Genomic DNA, 13375 nt, shown 5'->3' with positions numbered 1-13375 from the left:
GATTGTCTGATAAATTGTTAAAGAGCAGTGCGAACAGTGCGTTAGCGTCCTGTCGCGAGGAGGCGTATATTACGCTTTCCTCCCTCAGAGTCAACTTCTTTTTCAGAAGCTTTTCTCCGGCGGCGCAGTCTCCTGTGCCTCTCAACCCGGCGGCCGGTAAGCCGTTGTTCCGTGTCGATGGAGGCGCATTATAGGGAGTTGTTCGGCAGGCGCAACCAGTAAATTGCATAAAAACAACCGTTCGCTGCATTCCACAGCAAAAGCCTCTGTTATACGCAGTTACGCACAAACTTATCCACATTCATCGGCCGCAGCGAATTTAGGCGAGCATCACGCAAACGTTTTCGCTACAATGCCCGGCGACGTAACGGACGCCCCTTTTCGGGGCGTTACCTGAAGTTTTCGATCTTTTCTTCTTATATAAGCAAAGGAAGGATCGTTAAGCTTGATGTAACGCTCTTATATACGCGAAACAAAGCCAAGGGATAAAACCACCATGCAACAACGTCGTCCTGTACGCCGCGCTCTGCTCAGTGTGTCTGACAAAGCCGGTATCCTCGAATTTGCTCAGGCGCTCGCTGACCGCGGTGTCGAGCTGCTCTCCACAGGTGGCACGGCTCGCCTGCTGGCGGATGCGGGCCTGCCTGTCACTGAAGTCTCTGACTACACCGGCTTCCCGGAAATGATGGATGGACGCGTCAAAACCCTGCACCCGAAAGTGCACGGCGGCATTCTGGGCCGTCGCGGCCAGGATGATGCCATCATGGCGCAGCACGACATCAGCCCAATCGATATGGTGGTGGTAAACCTGTATCCCTTTGCCCAGACGGTGGCACGTGAAGGATGTTCGCTGGAAGATGCCGTTGAGAACATCGATATCGGCGGCCCAACTATGGTGCGCTCCGCTGCAAAGAACCATAAAGATGTGGCGATCGTAGTGAAGAGCAGCGACTATCCGGCTATCGTGGCCGAGATGGATGCGAATCAGAACGCCCTGACCCTTGAAACCCGCTTCGACCTCGCCATTAAAGCCTTCGAGCATACAGCCGCCTACGACAGCATGATCGCTAACTATTTTGGATCGCTGGTGCCGGCCTATCATGGCGAACGCGGCCAGCCAGCCGGTCGCTTCCCGCGTACCCTTAACCTGAATTTCATTAAAAAGCAGGATATGCGCTATGGCGAAAACAGCCATCAGGATGCGGCCTTCTATATAGAAGAGAATGTGGCGGAAGCGTCCGTCGCTACCGCACAGCAGGTTCAGGGCAAGGCCCTTTCTTATAACAACATTGCCGATACCGATGCGGCGCTGGAATGCGTAAAAGAGTTCAGCGAGCCGGCTTGTGTCATCGTTAAACATGCTAACCCGTGCGGCGTCGCGGTCGGTGATTCTCTGCTGACGGCCTATGAGCGTGCCTGGCAGACCGACCCGACCTCCGCATTCGGCGGCATCATCGCCTTTAACCGCGAGCTGGATGAAGCAACCGCGCAGGCCATTATCAGCCGTCAGTTTGTTGAAGTGATCATTGCGCCTGCAGTTTCCGAGGCGGCTCTGAAAATTACCGCGACCAAACAGAATGTCCGGGTGCTGATCTGCGGTCAGTGGCAAAACCGGGTGGCAGCGCTGGACTTCAAACGGGTTAATGGCGGCTTACTGGTGCAGGATCGCGATCTCGGTATGGTCGATGCCAGCCAGCTGCGCGTGGTCAGCAAACGCCAGCCAACGGAGCAGGAACTGCGTGATGCGCTGTTCTGCTGGAAAGTGGCGAAGTTCGTTAAGTCTAACGCCATTGTTTATGCGCGCGATAATATGACTATCGGTATCGGCGCTGGCCAGATGAGCCGCGTCTATTCCGCTAAGATTGCCGGCATCAAAGCGGGCGATGAAGGGCTGGAAGTGAAAGGCTCGGCGATGGCGTCTGACGCCTTCTTCCCGTTCCGCGACGGTATTGATGCGGCAGCGGCGGTAGGTATCAGCTGCGTGATTCAGCCTGGCGGCTCGATCCGTGATGACGAAGTGATCGCCGCAGCCGATGAACACGGCATAGCGATGATCTTTACTGATATGCGCCACTTCCGCCATTAATCGTTTGGAGAGTTACAGATGAAAATTTTAGTGATTGGCAATGGCGGACGTGAGCACGCATTAGCCTGGAAAGCTGCACAGTCTCCGCTGGCGGAAACTGTGTTTGTGGCACCGGGCAACGCTGGCACCGCATTAGAGCCGGCGCTGCAAAATGTGGCGATCGCCGCCACTGACATCCCTGCCCTGCTGGCCTTTGCACAACGCGAAGCCATCGATCTGACCATCGTCGGCCCTGAAGCGCCACTGGTGGCGGGCGTGGTCGATGCGTTTCGCGCTGCCGGCCTGAACATTTTTGGCCCGACCCAGGCAGCCGCTCAGCTGGAAGGCTCAAAAGCCTTCACCAAAGATTTTCTTGCCCGCCATCAGATCCCGAGTGCCGAATACCAGAACTTCACCGAGGTTGAGCCTGCGCTGGCCTATCTGCGTAAGAAAGGCGCACCGATCGTCATTAAGGCTGACGGTCTGGCTGCGGGCAAAGGCGTGATTGTGGCGATGACGTTGCAGGAAGCGGAAGCGGCGGTTCAGGATATGCTGGCCGGCAATGCTTTTGGCGATGCCGGCCACCGGATTGTGATCGAAGAATTTCTCGACGGTGAAGAAGCCAGTTTCATCGTCATGGTCGATGGCGAGCATGTCCTGCCAATGGCCACCAGCCAGGATCATAAACGCGTCGGCGACGGCGATACCGGCCCGAACACCGGCGGTATGGGCGCCTATTCTCCGGCACCGGTGGTTACCGATGAGATCCACCAGCGGGTGATGGATCAGATTATCTGGCCAACGGTGCGTGGTATGGCCGCTGAAGGTAACGTCTATACCGGCTTTCTCTATGCCGGCTTGATGATCGATCAATCCGGTCAGCCTAAAGTGATCGAATTTAACTGCCGCTTCGGCGATCCGGAAACTCAGCCGATCATGCTGCGTATGCAGTCGGATCTGGTCGATCTTTGCCTGGCAGCCTGTGCCGGCACGCTGGATCAGAAAACCTCTGAGTGGGATCCACGGCCGTCACTGGGCGTGGTGCTGGCGGCGGGCGGCTATCCGGGCGATTACCATCAGGGCGATCAGATTCACGGTCTGCCCCTGGAAGAGGTTGAGGATGGCAAGGTATTCCACGCCGGAACTCGCCTGGAAGACGATTTAGTGCTTACCAACGGTGGCCGGGTACTGTGCGTTACCGCGCTGGGCGACGATGTGGCGGCGGCCCAACAGCGGGCTTATCAGCTGGCTCAGCCGATTTCCTGGCAAGGCAGTTTCTGCCGCCGCGATATTGGCTACCGCGCTATTAACCGCAAATAAGTCAAAGGGGCACAGTGTGCCCCTTACTCCTGCGCTTACATATCCTCTTCTTTCGGCTGCTGTGCGCAGTCATCCTGCTGGCTTACCCGCAACAGTTGCACCCCTTCCGGCGCTTCCAGCCATGAAACCATCAATGGCGAGGCCGACCCACGCTGCTGCTGCGCCAGCGTCCGTAAGGCATCGCTATCGAAGGCGGGCCTGACCTGCTGGCCTTCACAGCTTTCGATCAAATTGCCGCCCTGCCAGTGACCCTGCCGCAGGAATATCCGGCCGCTGAGCAGCGCGTCACTAACGTGGCGCATCCGCTGGGCGTCGAACTTATACAACTCAACCGCATCCGGACTGACCGCTTCGCGCCGGCCAGCCAGCTGGCGCTGCATAAAGTTAAGGCCGCCTTCCTGGTCAAACCGTAAGGTGACGTCATCGGGATGCTCGCCTTTGACCTGACGATGAACGCTGATTAACGCCTCTTCCAGCCAGATGTAATCGGTAATTTCCCCTTCACCGCTGGCGAACGGGGTAAAAATGGTGCGGATATGGACCGACTGGTGATCGTTATTCTTGCGCCAGATGCGCACGACGCCACGGTCAGCAAGATAACCACTGGCAGAGAAAGGAGGAATATCGGATGTTGAGCTGCAACCGAAAAGCAATAAGGAGAGAGACAGGGCGGAAAAACGCTGAAGCAGCGTGGTCATGATGGCAGGCCCCTTAAACAAAAGGGGCGAATCGCCCCCTGTTTTAAAGCTTAACCGCAGTGCGACGTCTTACTTAACGGCGTCTTTCAGCGCTTTACCAGACACGAATGCCGGTACATTTGCTGCAGCGATTTTGATCTCTTTGCCAGTCTGCGGGTTACGACCGGTACGCTCAGCGCGGTGGTTCACTTTAAAAGTACCAAAACCAACCAGTTGTACAGCATCACCATCTTTCAGAGACTCAGTGATCGCAGCCAGAGTAGATTCCAGCGCTGCCTTTGCCTGGGTTTTAGACAGGTCAGCTTTTTCTGCGATCACATCAATCAGTTGAGTCTTGTTCATAAGTTATCCTTAAAGTGTATTTATCGCTTGCTAAGCAACGAGTGCGAGGGAAAAGCCATATTCTGGCACTCTTCAGCCTGCACGCACCGATAGCCACAATTTTCAGCCCCCCAAATGTAGACCAGAGAGGGGGCCGATGTGAAGCCTCCAGGCGCGCTAATTCGGGCCTGAAGTCACGTTTTGTCGCCTTACTGCTGGAAATTTATACCGATGTTGCTAATTCCCGCTTCACGCAGGTCCGATCGCAGGCCTTTGATTAATTCAAGGTCACGCTCTTCGCACTCGGCAAGCAGGCGGAAAATCTCCCATTGAAGGTCCCATTCATCAATGATGGCCGGGTTTTCACGAAGCTCTTCGTCGGTCATTTCGCGTCCAGCCTGGGTCATTTCCAGCATGGCAACGGTAGTAATTGAGGTCTCGCTGACTTCAATCGCGTGCTCAAGTGTGTCGCCGCTCAGCTGCGCATGAACCACTTCGCTTAATGCCACGCAGGCATCAATCGCCGGATACACACCGTAAACCTCAAACGCATCACCATCAGGAATGGCAGCTTCAAGTTTTTCCAGCTGGCTGTCGAAGTTGATCTTCGCATCTTTGACCGTCAGGTTTTCCCAGATCAGATCAAGAATGCGGCGATAGAGTGCCGGATCGGCAAATTCGGTCTGCTCGCAGAATGCCCGATAATTCGGGTACATACGCTCACACAGGCAGGCCATAAAAGTAAGATGCTGCCAGCTTTCCAGCTTCGCCAGACGCAGATGAACGGGATTTTGTAACATAAAGGTGGCTCTTATTCGTTTCGCTGGCGGCAGTGTAACTGCAAAAGCGCAGCACAAACAGTGTTAAAGCGCGTTTTGCCAGCGCTGGAAAGCGGTTCGGTTCGAGGCAACTGCGTCGGCCCAGCGGGTCGGTTCCGGCAGCCGGTAACCACGCGTACAGTTTTCGACCCACTGCAGCGCGGTATCCAGGCTGACACGATGACCGGTGGCGACAAACAGCGGATTGCAACGCTGCTTGCTGCGCCACACCCAGCCTATCTGTTCGCCTTTGTCGATCAGTGGCTGACGACTGCCAGGCTGCGCATCCAGATCGGCAAACCGGCCACACAGACGACTTTTCGCGACACCAATGGTGGGCACATCGACCAGCAGGCCAAAATGCGACGCAACGCCGAGCCGTCGGGGATGGGAGATACCGTGACCGTCGACAAACAGCAGATCCGGTTTTTGCTCCAGCATCTGCCATGCGGCCATCAACGCCGGATACTCACGGAAGGAGAGAAAGCCGGGAATGTAAGGCATGGTGGTATCAATACGCGCAATGCGATGTTCCACCAGCGTTAGCGAAGGCCACTCAAGCACTACCAGCGCCGCCCGGGTGACGGCACCTTCCTGTTCAAATCCGACGTCCGCCCCGCCAATAAAGCGCGGCGGCAATACGTCAAAGTCATCTTCACGCACCACATCAGCGGCGCGTTGCAACTGCTCAGCGCGAAGTGCGGCAATATCCATGGTTACTCCTGATGGAAAGGACGCGATAAACGGTGCACCGCTTCAACAAACACGCCCGCATTTTCCGGCGGGACATCCTGATGAATACCGTGACCGAGATTGAAAACATGACCGGTGCCATTGCCAAAACGCTGCAGAATCCCGGCCACTTCCTGTTCAATACGGGCGGGTGGCGCATAGAGCATTGAAGGATCCATGTTGCCCTGCAGCGCAACTTTGTCACCGACACGGCGGCGTGCATCGTCGATATCTGTGGTCCAGTCGAGGCCCAGCGCATCGCAGCCGGTTTCGGCCATCGCTTCCAGCCACTGCCCGCCCCCTTTGGTGAACAGGGTAATCGGTACCCGACGACCGTCGTTTTCACGCAGCACGCTATCGACGATTTTGTGCATGTAGTGCAGCGAGAACTCGCGGTAATCACGGCCGGTCAGGACGCCGCCCCAGGTATCAAACACCATCACTGACTGCGCACCGGCGCGAATCTGGGCATTGAGATAGAGAATAACGCTGTCCGCCAGTTTATCCAGCATCGCATGCAGCGTGGCGGGATCGGCATACATCATCTTTTTGATTTTGGTGAACGCTTTGCTGCTGCCGCCTTCCACCATGTAGGTGGCCAGCGTCCACGGACTGCCGGTAAATCCGATCAGCGGCAGGTCGCCGTTCAGGCTTTTACGGATGGTGCGCACCGCGTTCATTACGTAACCCAGTTCCATTTCCGGATCGGGCACCGGCAAACGCTCTACATCTGCCCGGCAGGTAATCGGATGCGAAAAGCGCGGACCTTCGCCGGTTTCGAAATAGAGGCCCAGGCCCATCGCATCAGGGATAGTCAGGATGTCACTGAAGAGGATTGCAGCATCCAGCGGATAGCGGCGCAGCGGCTGCAGCGTCACCTCACAGGCCAGCTCAGCATTTTTACACAGCGACATAAAGTCACCCGCTTCGGCGCGCGTCGCTTTGTATTCTGGTAAATAACGTCCGGCCTGGCGCATCATCCACACTGGCGTTACATCTACTGGCTGACGTAACAGGGCACGCAAATAACGATCGTTCTTCAGTTCACTCATTTCATTACTCTCTCAATTTCAGGCGTGTAGTGTAGCACTTTCACGCTTCGGCGCGGCACAGGGCGACGGTATCTTCAATCAGGCGACGCGCCACGGTGCCCGGTGGCGGCAGCAAGGGCAAGGCATCAAAACGGAACCAGGCCGCATCCAGCAACTCTTTGCCGTCATGTTGCAGATCGCCACTATCATATTCCGCCATAAACGCCGTCATCAGCGATTGCGGGAATGGCCACGGCTGGGAGGTGACGTAGCGGACATTTTTGACGCGGATATTACTCTCCTCCATCACTTCACGTGCCACCGCCTGTTCCAGCGTCTCGCCGACTTCGACAAAGCCAGCCAGTACGGTATAGACGTTATTACGATGACGGGCGTGATTCGCCAGCAGGATCTCATCGCCACGCCGGATCGCCACGATAATGCAGGGCGCAATCTGCGGATAATATCGCTCGCGGCAATGACTGCACAGGCAGGCAAACTCATGTTTGCTGTGGTGCATTTCGTGACCACAGTAGCCACACCAGCGATGGGAACGGTAGAACTCCGCCAGCTGCACGCCGCGTCCCGCCAGCTGAAACAGCCCCACATCCAGATCGATCAGTTGCCGTACCGAAAACATGCTCTCTGCACGTGGCTCGCAAATCAGCCAGACTTTTTCCCCCTGCCACTCGCCAATCTGTCGGGCTTTGGTACCCGTCAGACCGAAATTTTCGGCGCTTCCGTGGGGTAAATCACCTTGCGGCAACCAAAGTTTCTGCTCGTGGCTGACAATCCACCATCCAGCGTCTACGCTTGAGATTTCGCATTGCATTTATTTCGTCATCCTTAGCGTCAACTCGCACGCTGAAGTCCTGATGTTAAGTGTGTAGATGAACAACTATAACTCACATGGAGTTAGATATGCTTAACCAGTTAGACGTCCTGGCCGAACGCGTAGGTGGCAGTAACGAACTGGTCGATTCGTGGCTGGAAGCCCGTCGCCAGCTGTTAGTAACCTATTACCATCTGGTCGGACTTAAACCGAATAAAGAAGCTCTGACCCGCCTTGATGAGCAGGCGCTGGATAACTTTTGTCATGGCCTGGTCGATTATCTTTCCGCCGGTCACTTTAGTATTTATGAACGCATCATCAGTGAGATGAGTGGTGACAGCCCGATGATCGCGGCGGCCCAAATCTATCCCCCGCTGGAAGCCAACACTGAGCGCCTGATGCAGTTGTATGATGGCCATCTGCAGCAGGCGATCGATGATGATAACTGCATGACGTTCCAGCAGGCGCTATCTGAAGTCGGTGAAGTGCTGGAGGCGCGCTTTACGCTGGAAGACAAGCTGATCCAGCTGGCGTGGGATAACCATCTGGCACCACCGCCGGTGGCCAATGACAGCCAGATTGCTCGTCCGGCATAAGGTTAAACGCAGGTAAAGGGGTTGTGATTCAGTTGCAGCCCTTTTATGCTGAAGGGGTTCTGATGGCTGAGGCCAGAAGAACCCATTTTTTTCTGTTAGAACGTTAAGGTTTTTCGTCTTCAGCGGGCGCTCTGCCAGCCGCAGCGTAAAACCGCATTCTTGTCGGAGTGCCCAGTTGGGCTGAGACCGTTAATTCGGGATCCGCGGAACCTGATCAGGTTAGAACCTGCGAAGGGAACAAGAGTAAATATTGTCGGTACGCCAGTCTCTTGCACTGCCCGTGCTGTTACTCCTTCCGAACTCCGGACAAGCATCATTCCCACTCAACTGGAAGATTGCTATGTCTGACCCAAAAATGACCCGTCGTGAACAGCGTGCCCTGGCGCAGGAATTTATCGATTCACTGCAAGGCGGCAGCGCATTTCCCCGTTCTGAACGCATCTGGATTACCGGCAGTCGGGAGGATATTCGCGTACCGATGCGCGAAATCAGGCTCAGTCCGACCCCGGTCGGCGGCAGTAAAGATCAGCCACTTTATGAGCAGAATGAGGCGGTGCCGGTCTATGACACCGCCGGTGCCTATGGCGATCCCGCCGCGCAGATTGATCTGCATCGCGGGCTGACAAAGCTGCGGGCAGGTTGGATCGAAGAACGCAATGATAGCCAGCCACTGCCACAGCGCAGTTCAGACTATACCCAGCAGCGTCTGGCGGATGATAGCCTCAATCATCTGCGCTTTGACGCGCTGCCCACGCCGCGTCGCGCCCTTGCTGGCCGTTGCGTCACGCAGATGCATTACGCCCGTCAGGGCATCGTGACGCCGGAGATGGAGTTCATCGCCCTGCGGGAGAATATGGGCCGTGAGCGAATTCGCAGCGAGGTGTTACTGCAACAGCACCCGGGCCACAGTTTTGGCGCGCATTTGCCAGATAACATCACCCCGGAGTTTGTGCGTCAGGAGGTGGCGGCTGGCCGGGCGATTATTCCCGCCAACATTAACCATCCTGAATCGGAACCGATGATTATCGGGCGTAACTTTCTGGTCAAAGTGAATGCCAACATCGGCAATTCAGCGGTCAGCTCGTCGATTGAGGAGGAGGTAGAAAAACTGGTCTGGTCGACCCGCTGGGGCGCCGATACGGTGATGGATCTCTCTACTGGCCGTAATATTCATGAAACGCGCGAATGGATTTTGCGTAACAGCCCGGTGCCAATCGGCACAGTGCCGATTTATCAGGCGCTGGAGAAAGTGAACGGCGTGGCCGAAGCGCTCAACTGGGCAGTATTCCGCGATACGCTGCTGGAACAGGCTGAACAGGGAGTCGACTACTTCACCATTCATGCGGGCGTACTGCTGCGCTACGTGCCGATGACGGCAAAACGGCTGACCGGGATTGTCTCACGCGGCGGATCGATCATGGCGAAATGGTGTCTGTCGCATCATCAGGAGAGCTTCCTCTATCAGCATTTCCGCGAAATCTGTGAAATCTGCGCGGCCTACGATGTCTCACTGTCGCTGGGCGATGGCTTGCGTCCAGGCTCGATTCAGGATGCTAACGATGAAGCGCAGTTCGCCGAACTGCGAACGCTGGGCGAGCTAACGCAGATCGCCTGGGAATATGATGTGCAGGTGATGATTGAAGGCCCCGGCCACGTCCCGATGCATATGATCCGCCGTAATATGACAGAGCAGCTCGATCGGTGTCACGAGGCCCCCTTCTATACGCTTGGTCCCCTCACCACCGACATTGCGCCCGGCTATGACCACATTACCTCCGGTATCGGCGCCGCAATGATTGGCTGGTTCGGCTGTGCGATGCTGTGTTATGTCACGCCCAAAGAACATCTTGGTCTGCCAGATAAGGAGGATGTGAAGCAGGGTCTGATCACTTATAAAATCGCCGCTCATGCCGCCGATCTCGCCAAAGGCCATCCGGGCGCGCAGATCCGGGATAACGCGATGTCAAAAGCGCGCTTTGAATTCCGCTGGGAAGATCAGTTCAATCTGGCACTCGATCCGCATACGGCGCGCGCGATGCATGACGAAACATTGCCTCAGGCGTCCGGCAAGGTGGCCCATTTCTGCTCAATGTGCGGCCCTAAATTCTGTTCAATGAAAATCTCTCAGGAGGTACGGGATTTTGCCGCAAGCCAGCAAGCCAGCGCGCAGCCGATTGAGGTTGGCATGGCACAGATGTCTGAACAATTTCGCAGCCGGGGTGGTGAGCTTTATCATCCGGCAGATGCCATGAAGGAGGAGTAACTATGTCCGCATTTCCTGCTACTGTGTCGCGTCTCGGCCTGTATCCGGTAGTCGATAGTGTTGAATGGATCGAACGCCTGTTAGATGCCGGCGTCCGTACCCTGCAACTGCGCATCAAAGATCAGTCGGACGAGGCGGCAGAAGCGGCCGTCGCCCAAGCCATTGCGCTGGGCAAACGCTACGATGCGCGCCTGTTCATCAATGACTACTGGCGGCTGGCGATAAAGCATCAGGCCTACGGTGTCCATCTGGGTCAGGAAGATCTGGCGGTGGCGGACCTGGCACAAATCCGTCAGGCGGGATTACGACTCGGCATTTCAACCCATGATGATGCCGAACTGGATCGTGCGCTGGCCATTCAGCCCTCTTACATCGCGCTCGGGCATATTTTTCCGACCCGCACCAAACAGATGCCATCCGCGCCGCAGGGACTGGCAGAACTGCAGCGGCATCTGGCCCGCCTGACGCACATTCCGACCGTGGCGATTGGCGGTATCTCCGTTGCGCGGGCACCCGCGGTGCTGGCGACCGGCGTAGGCGGCATTGCAGTGGTAAGCGCCATCACCGAGGCAGAGGACTGGCATGAAGCGACGCGTACCCTGCTGGCGCTGGCTGAACCGGCGCAGCCAGCGTGAGTATTGTTGGGTAACAGCGCGCAAAAATAATTAAACTGCTGTAACGGCAGCGATAAATCAGGAATACCGCGCGCAGTTAGCCAATCAGTCACTGGCGCGGTGTCAGACAGCCGTTTAGTGTGGCCTTCGTCAGGTACGGTTACCTGACCAGGGCCAGTTCCCTCCTCTTTCTGGCCCTGCTTCTTCCCTACTTAGCCACCAGCAAATCGGGCGCTAAGGCGGCAGGAAGATCATCATGCTGGCAGGCCTGCATCGCCCGCTCGACGGCTGCCCCTACCCGCGCCACCGCCTGTTCGGTTTGTTCAGTGATCGGCAAGCCGTAGTTTAAGCGCAGACAGTTACGGTATTTGCCCGAGGCGGAAAACAATGAGCCGACGGCGATCTGAATTTTAGATTCACGCAGTTCGCGATTAAGACGAACGGCATCAAAGGGCTCCGGCAACTCAATCCACATCAGGAAACCGCCCTGCGGACGGGACACGCAAATCCCACAGGGGAAGTAATGACGCACCCAGCAGCTGAAGGTTTCATAGTTGCGATGATAGATCTGCCGCATCCGCCGCAGATGGGGTTGATAATGGCCCTGACGAATAAACTCCGACACAGCATGTTGCGGTTGCGTGGCGGTAGAGCCGGTAACAATGTACTTCATATGCAGGACGCGGTCCCGGTAGCGGCCCGGTGCCACCCAGCCAACCCGTAATCCGGGTGCCAGCGTTTTAGAAAACGAGCTGCAGAGCAGGACCCGGCCATCCAGATCTAACGCTTTGATGGTCGGCGGACGCGGATATTCCCAGGCAAGCTCACCATAGACATCGTCTTCAATCACCGCGGCGTCAAAGCGTTGCGCCAGCGCCAGCAAGGCGCGTTTACGCGGTTCCGGCATAATGAAACCCAGCGGGTTATTGCAGTTCGGTACCACCACCACCGCTTTGATTGGCCACTGATCAAATGCCAGTTCCAGCGCTTCCAGGCTGATGCCGGTCACCGCATCAGTGGGGATCTCAATGGCGCGAATGCCAAAGCCGCGCAGCGTCTGCATGATGCCGTGAAAGGAAGGTGACTCAACCGCGATGATATCGCCGGGCTCGCAGACCGCGCGTACTGCGACGGATAACGCTTCATGACAGCCGGTGGTGATCACAATGTCATCAGCGGTAAACTGACAGCCGCTATCGATCGCCAGACGCGCAATCTGTTGTCGCAGCGCGAGCACGCCATACAGGTTGTCATAATTAAGCAGCGCCGTCTCCTGCTTCTGGGCCTGACGGCTAAATGCTTTCCACAGCGGCTTTAGCGTCGGCTGGGTCAGATCGGGCATGCCGCTGCCAAGTTGCAGCACGTCATCTTCCAGACGGCTGTTGATCAACTCCAGTACCGCGTCCCACTGGGTGACTTCAACCGGCCGCTGCGCAGGCCGCGTCAGTGCGGGTATCGGCGGGGTCGCTTTCCGTGATGCCACAAAATAGCCTGAACGCGACTGCGGTGTGATCATCTGCTTCTCTTCCAGCAGGTGATAGGCCTGTTGTACCGTACTGATGCTCACGCCATGTTCGGCGCTCAGGCTGCGTACTGAAGGAAGACGCTCTCCGCTGCGGTATAAGCCCTGTTCAATGCGCTGCGCCAGTAGCGTAGCCAGATGTTCATATCGGGTCATCGTATCCCCTCGTTGCAATTTTTAAAGCCTGAACCAGTACAGTTAGTCACTATTATTACCATTCAGATCGCACTGACAGCAATCTGTATGTTAAATAAAAGTGATTTTTGCGTCTGTATCATACAGCGCTACTTTACGAGAATAGTCCTCAGGCAAAACAATGAGGGCAGCATGATGGGATACGATGAAAATCGCGCAGGCAAACCGTTTACCGGCACACCTTACACGCTGGTGCGTTATCTGTGGCGCAGCTTCAGACGCTGGCAGTGCCGGCGTGAAACCCGCCTTATTTTGTCGAAACTCAGCGACAGCCAGCTAAAAGATATCGGCCTCAGTCGCAATGAATGGAACAAGCTGAACTGAAGACAAAAAAAACCCTGCCGAAGCAGGGTTTTTTATTACGCCAA

The 13375-nt window shown here is 56.1% G+C and carries 14 protein-coding genes and 1 riboswitch; of the genes, 7 read left to right on the top strand and 7 right to left on the bottom strand.

The genetic code is table 11. The features are described from left to right. The 3 genes from FHW04_RS22675 to purD form a co-directional block, all read left to right on the top strand. The coding region (locus tag FHW04_RS22675) for a hypothetical protein (protein WP_227022003.1) at positions 1 to 194 on the top strand (194 nt) is incomplete at its 5' end. 302 nt (positions 195 to 496) lie between these two features. Next, positions 497 to 2086, top strand: a complete 1590-nt coding sequence (purH, locus tag FHW04_RS22670) for a bifunctional phosphoribosylaminoimidazolecarboxamide formyltransferase/IMP cyclohydrolase (RefSeq protein ID WP_089562562.1) — start codon at positions 497 to 499, stop codon at positions 2084 to 2086. Between the two features lie 18 nt (positions 2087 to 2104). Beyond that, on the top strand, positions 2105 to 3385 hold the full coding sequence (gene purD / locus FHW04_RS22665; RefSeq protein ID WP_089562563.1) for a phosphoribosylamine--glycine ligase: 1281 nt from the start codon (positions 2105 to 2107) through the stop codon (positions 3383 to 3385). A 35-nt stretch (positions 3386 to 3420) separates the two neighbouring features. Here the strand turns inward: purD and FHW04_RS22660 are convergent, their stop codons facing one another. From FHW04_RS22660 to nudC, 6 genes are all read right to left on the bottom strand, one after another. After that, positions 3421 to 4083, bottom strand: a complete 663-nt coding sequence (locus tag FHW04_RS22660) for a DUF1481 domain-containing protein (RefSeq protein ID WP_089562564.1) — start codon at positions 4081 to 4083, stop codon at positions 3421 to 3423. 69 nt (positions 4084 to 4152) lie between these two features. Continuing rightward, a complete protein-coding gene (gene hupA / locus FHW04_RS22655) occupies positions 4153 to 4425 on the bottom strand; it encodes a nucleoid-associated protein HU-alpha (RefSeq protein ID WP_003850136.1) in 273 nt (90 codons plus the stop codon). Positions 4426 to 4613: 188 nt separating this feature from the next. Further along, positions 4614 to 5204: a YjaG family protein gene (locus FHW04_RS22650; protein ID WP_031376924.1), complete on the bottom strand. Its 591-nt coding sequence runs from the start codon at positions 5202 to 5204 to the stop codon at positions 4614 to 4616. 63 nt (positions 5205 to 5267) lie between these two features. Next, positions 5268 to 5936, bottom strand: coding sequence for a deoxyribonuclease V (gene nfi / locus FHW04_RS22645; protein ID WP_089562565.1), 669 nt, complete (start codon positions 5934 to 5936; stop codon positions 5268 to 5270). A 2-nt stretch (positions 5937 to 5938) separates the two neighbouring features. Next, entirely contained in the window at positions 5939 to 7006 is a 1068-nt protein-coding gene (gene hemE / locus FHW04_RS22640; protein WP_089562566.1) for a uroporphyrinogen decarboxylase, read from the bottom strand. Between the two features lie 40 nt (positions 7007 to 7046). Further along, positions 7047 to 7817 carry an NAD(+) diphosphatase gene (gene nudC, locus FHW04_RS22635; protein WP_069729839.1) on the bottom strand — a complete coding sequence of 257 codons (771 nt, stop codon included), beginning with the start codon at positions 7815 to 7817 and terminating at the stop codon, positions 7047 to 7049. An 89-nt stretch (positions 7818 to 7906) separates the two neighbouring features. Here nudC and FHW04_RS22630 point away from each other — a divergent pair, with 89 nt between their 5' ends. The 3 genes from FHW04_RS22630 (at position 7907) to thiE (ending at position 11311) form a co-directional block, all read left to right on the top strand. Next, positions 7907 to 8413: an Rsd/AlgQ family anti-sigma factor gene (locus tag FHW04_RS22630; protein ID WP_031376920.1), complete on the top strand. Its 507-nt coding sequence runs from the start codon at positions 7907 to 7909 to the stop codon at positions 8411 to 8413. Positions 8414 to 8566: 153 nt separating this feature from the next. Continuing rightward, a riboswitch (TPP riboswitch) is annotated at positions 8567 to 8667 on the top strand. A gap of 86 nt (positions 8668 to 8753) precedes the next feature. Next, positions 8754 to 10676: a phosphomethylpyrimidine synthase ThiC gene (thiC, locus tag FHW04_RS22625; protein ID WP_089562567.1), complete on the top strand. Its 1923-nt coding sequence runs from the start codon at positions 8754 to 8756 to the stop codon at positions 10674 to 10676. A 2-nt stretch (positions 10677 to 10678) separates the two neighbouring features. Beyond that, positions 10679 to 11311: a thiamine phosphate synthase gene (thiE, locus tag FHW04_RS22620; RefSeq protein ID WP_089562568.1), complete on the top strand. Its 633-nt coding sequence runs from the start codon at positions 10679 to 10681 to the stop codon at positions 11309 to 11311. Between the two features lie 187 nt (positions 11312 to 11498). Here the strand turns inward: thiE and FHW04_RS22615 are convergent, their stop codons facing one another. Next, a complete protein-coding gene (locus tag FHW04_RS22615) occupies positions 11499 to 12968 on the bottom strand; it encodes a PLP-dependent aminotransferase family protein (protein ID WP_069729842.1) in 1470 nt (489 codons plus the stop codon). Positions 12969 to 13142: 174 nt separating this feature from the next. Between FHW04_RS22615 and FHW04_RS22610 the strand changes: the two genes are divergently transcribed. Beyond that, positions 13143 to 13331, top strand: coding sequence for a DUF1127 domain-containing protein (locus FHW04_RS22610; RefSeq protein WP_031376917.1), 189 nt, complete (start codon positions 13143 to 13145; stop codon positions 13329 to 13331). Positions 13332 to 13375 lie beyond the last annotated feature (44 nt).

The sequence above is a fragment of the Pantoea sp. AN62 genome (genome assembly GCF_050432985.1).
Taxonomy (GTDB): Bacteria; Pseudomonadota; Gammaproteobacteria; order Enterobacterales; family Enterobacteriaceae; genus Pantoea; species Pantoea brenneri.
This window is presented reverse-complemented; position numbering and strand designations above follow the sequence as displayed.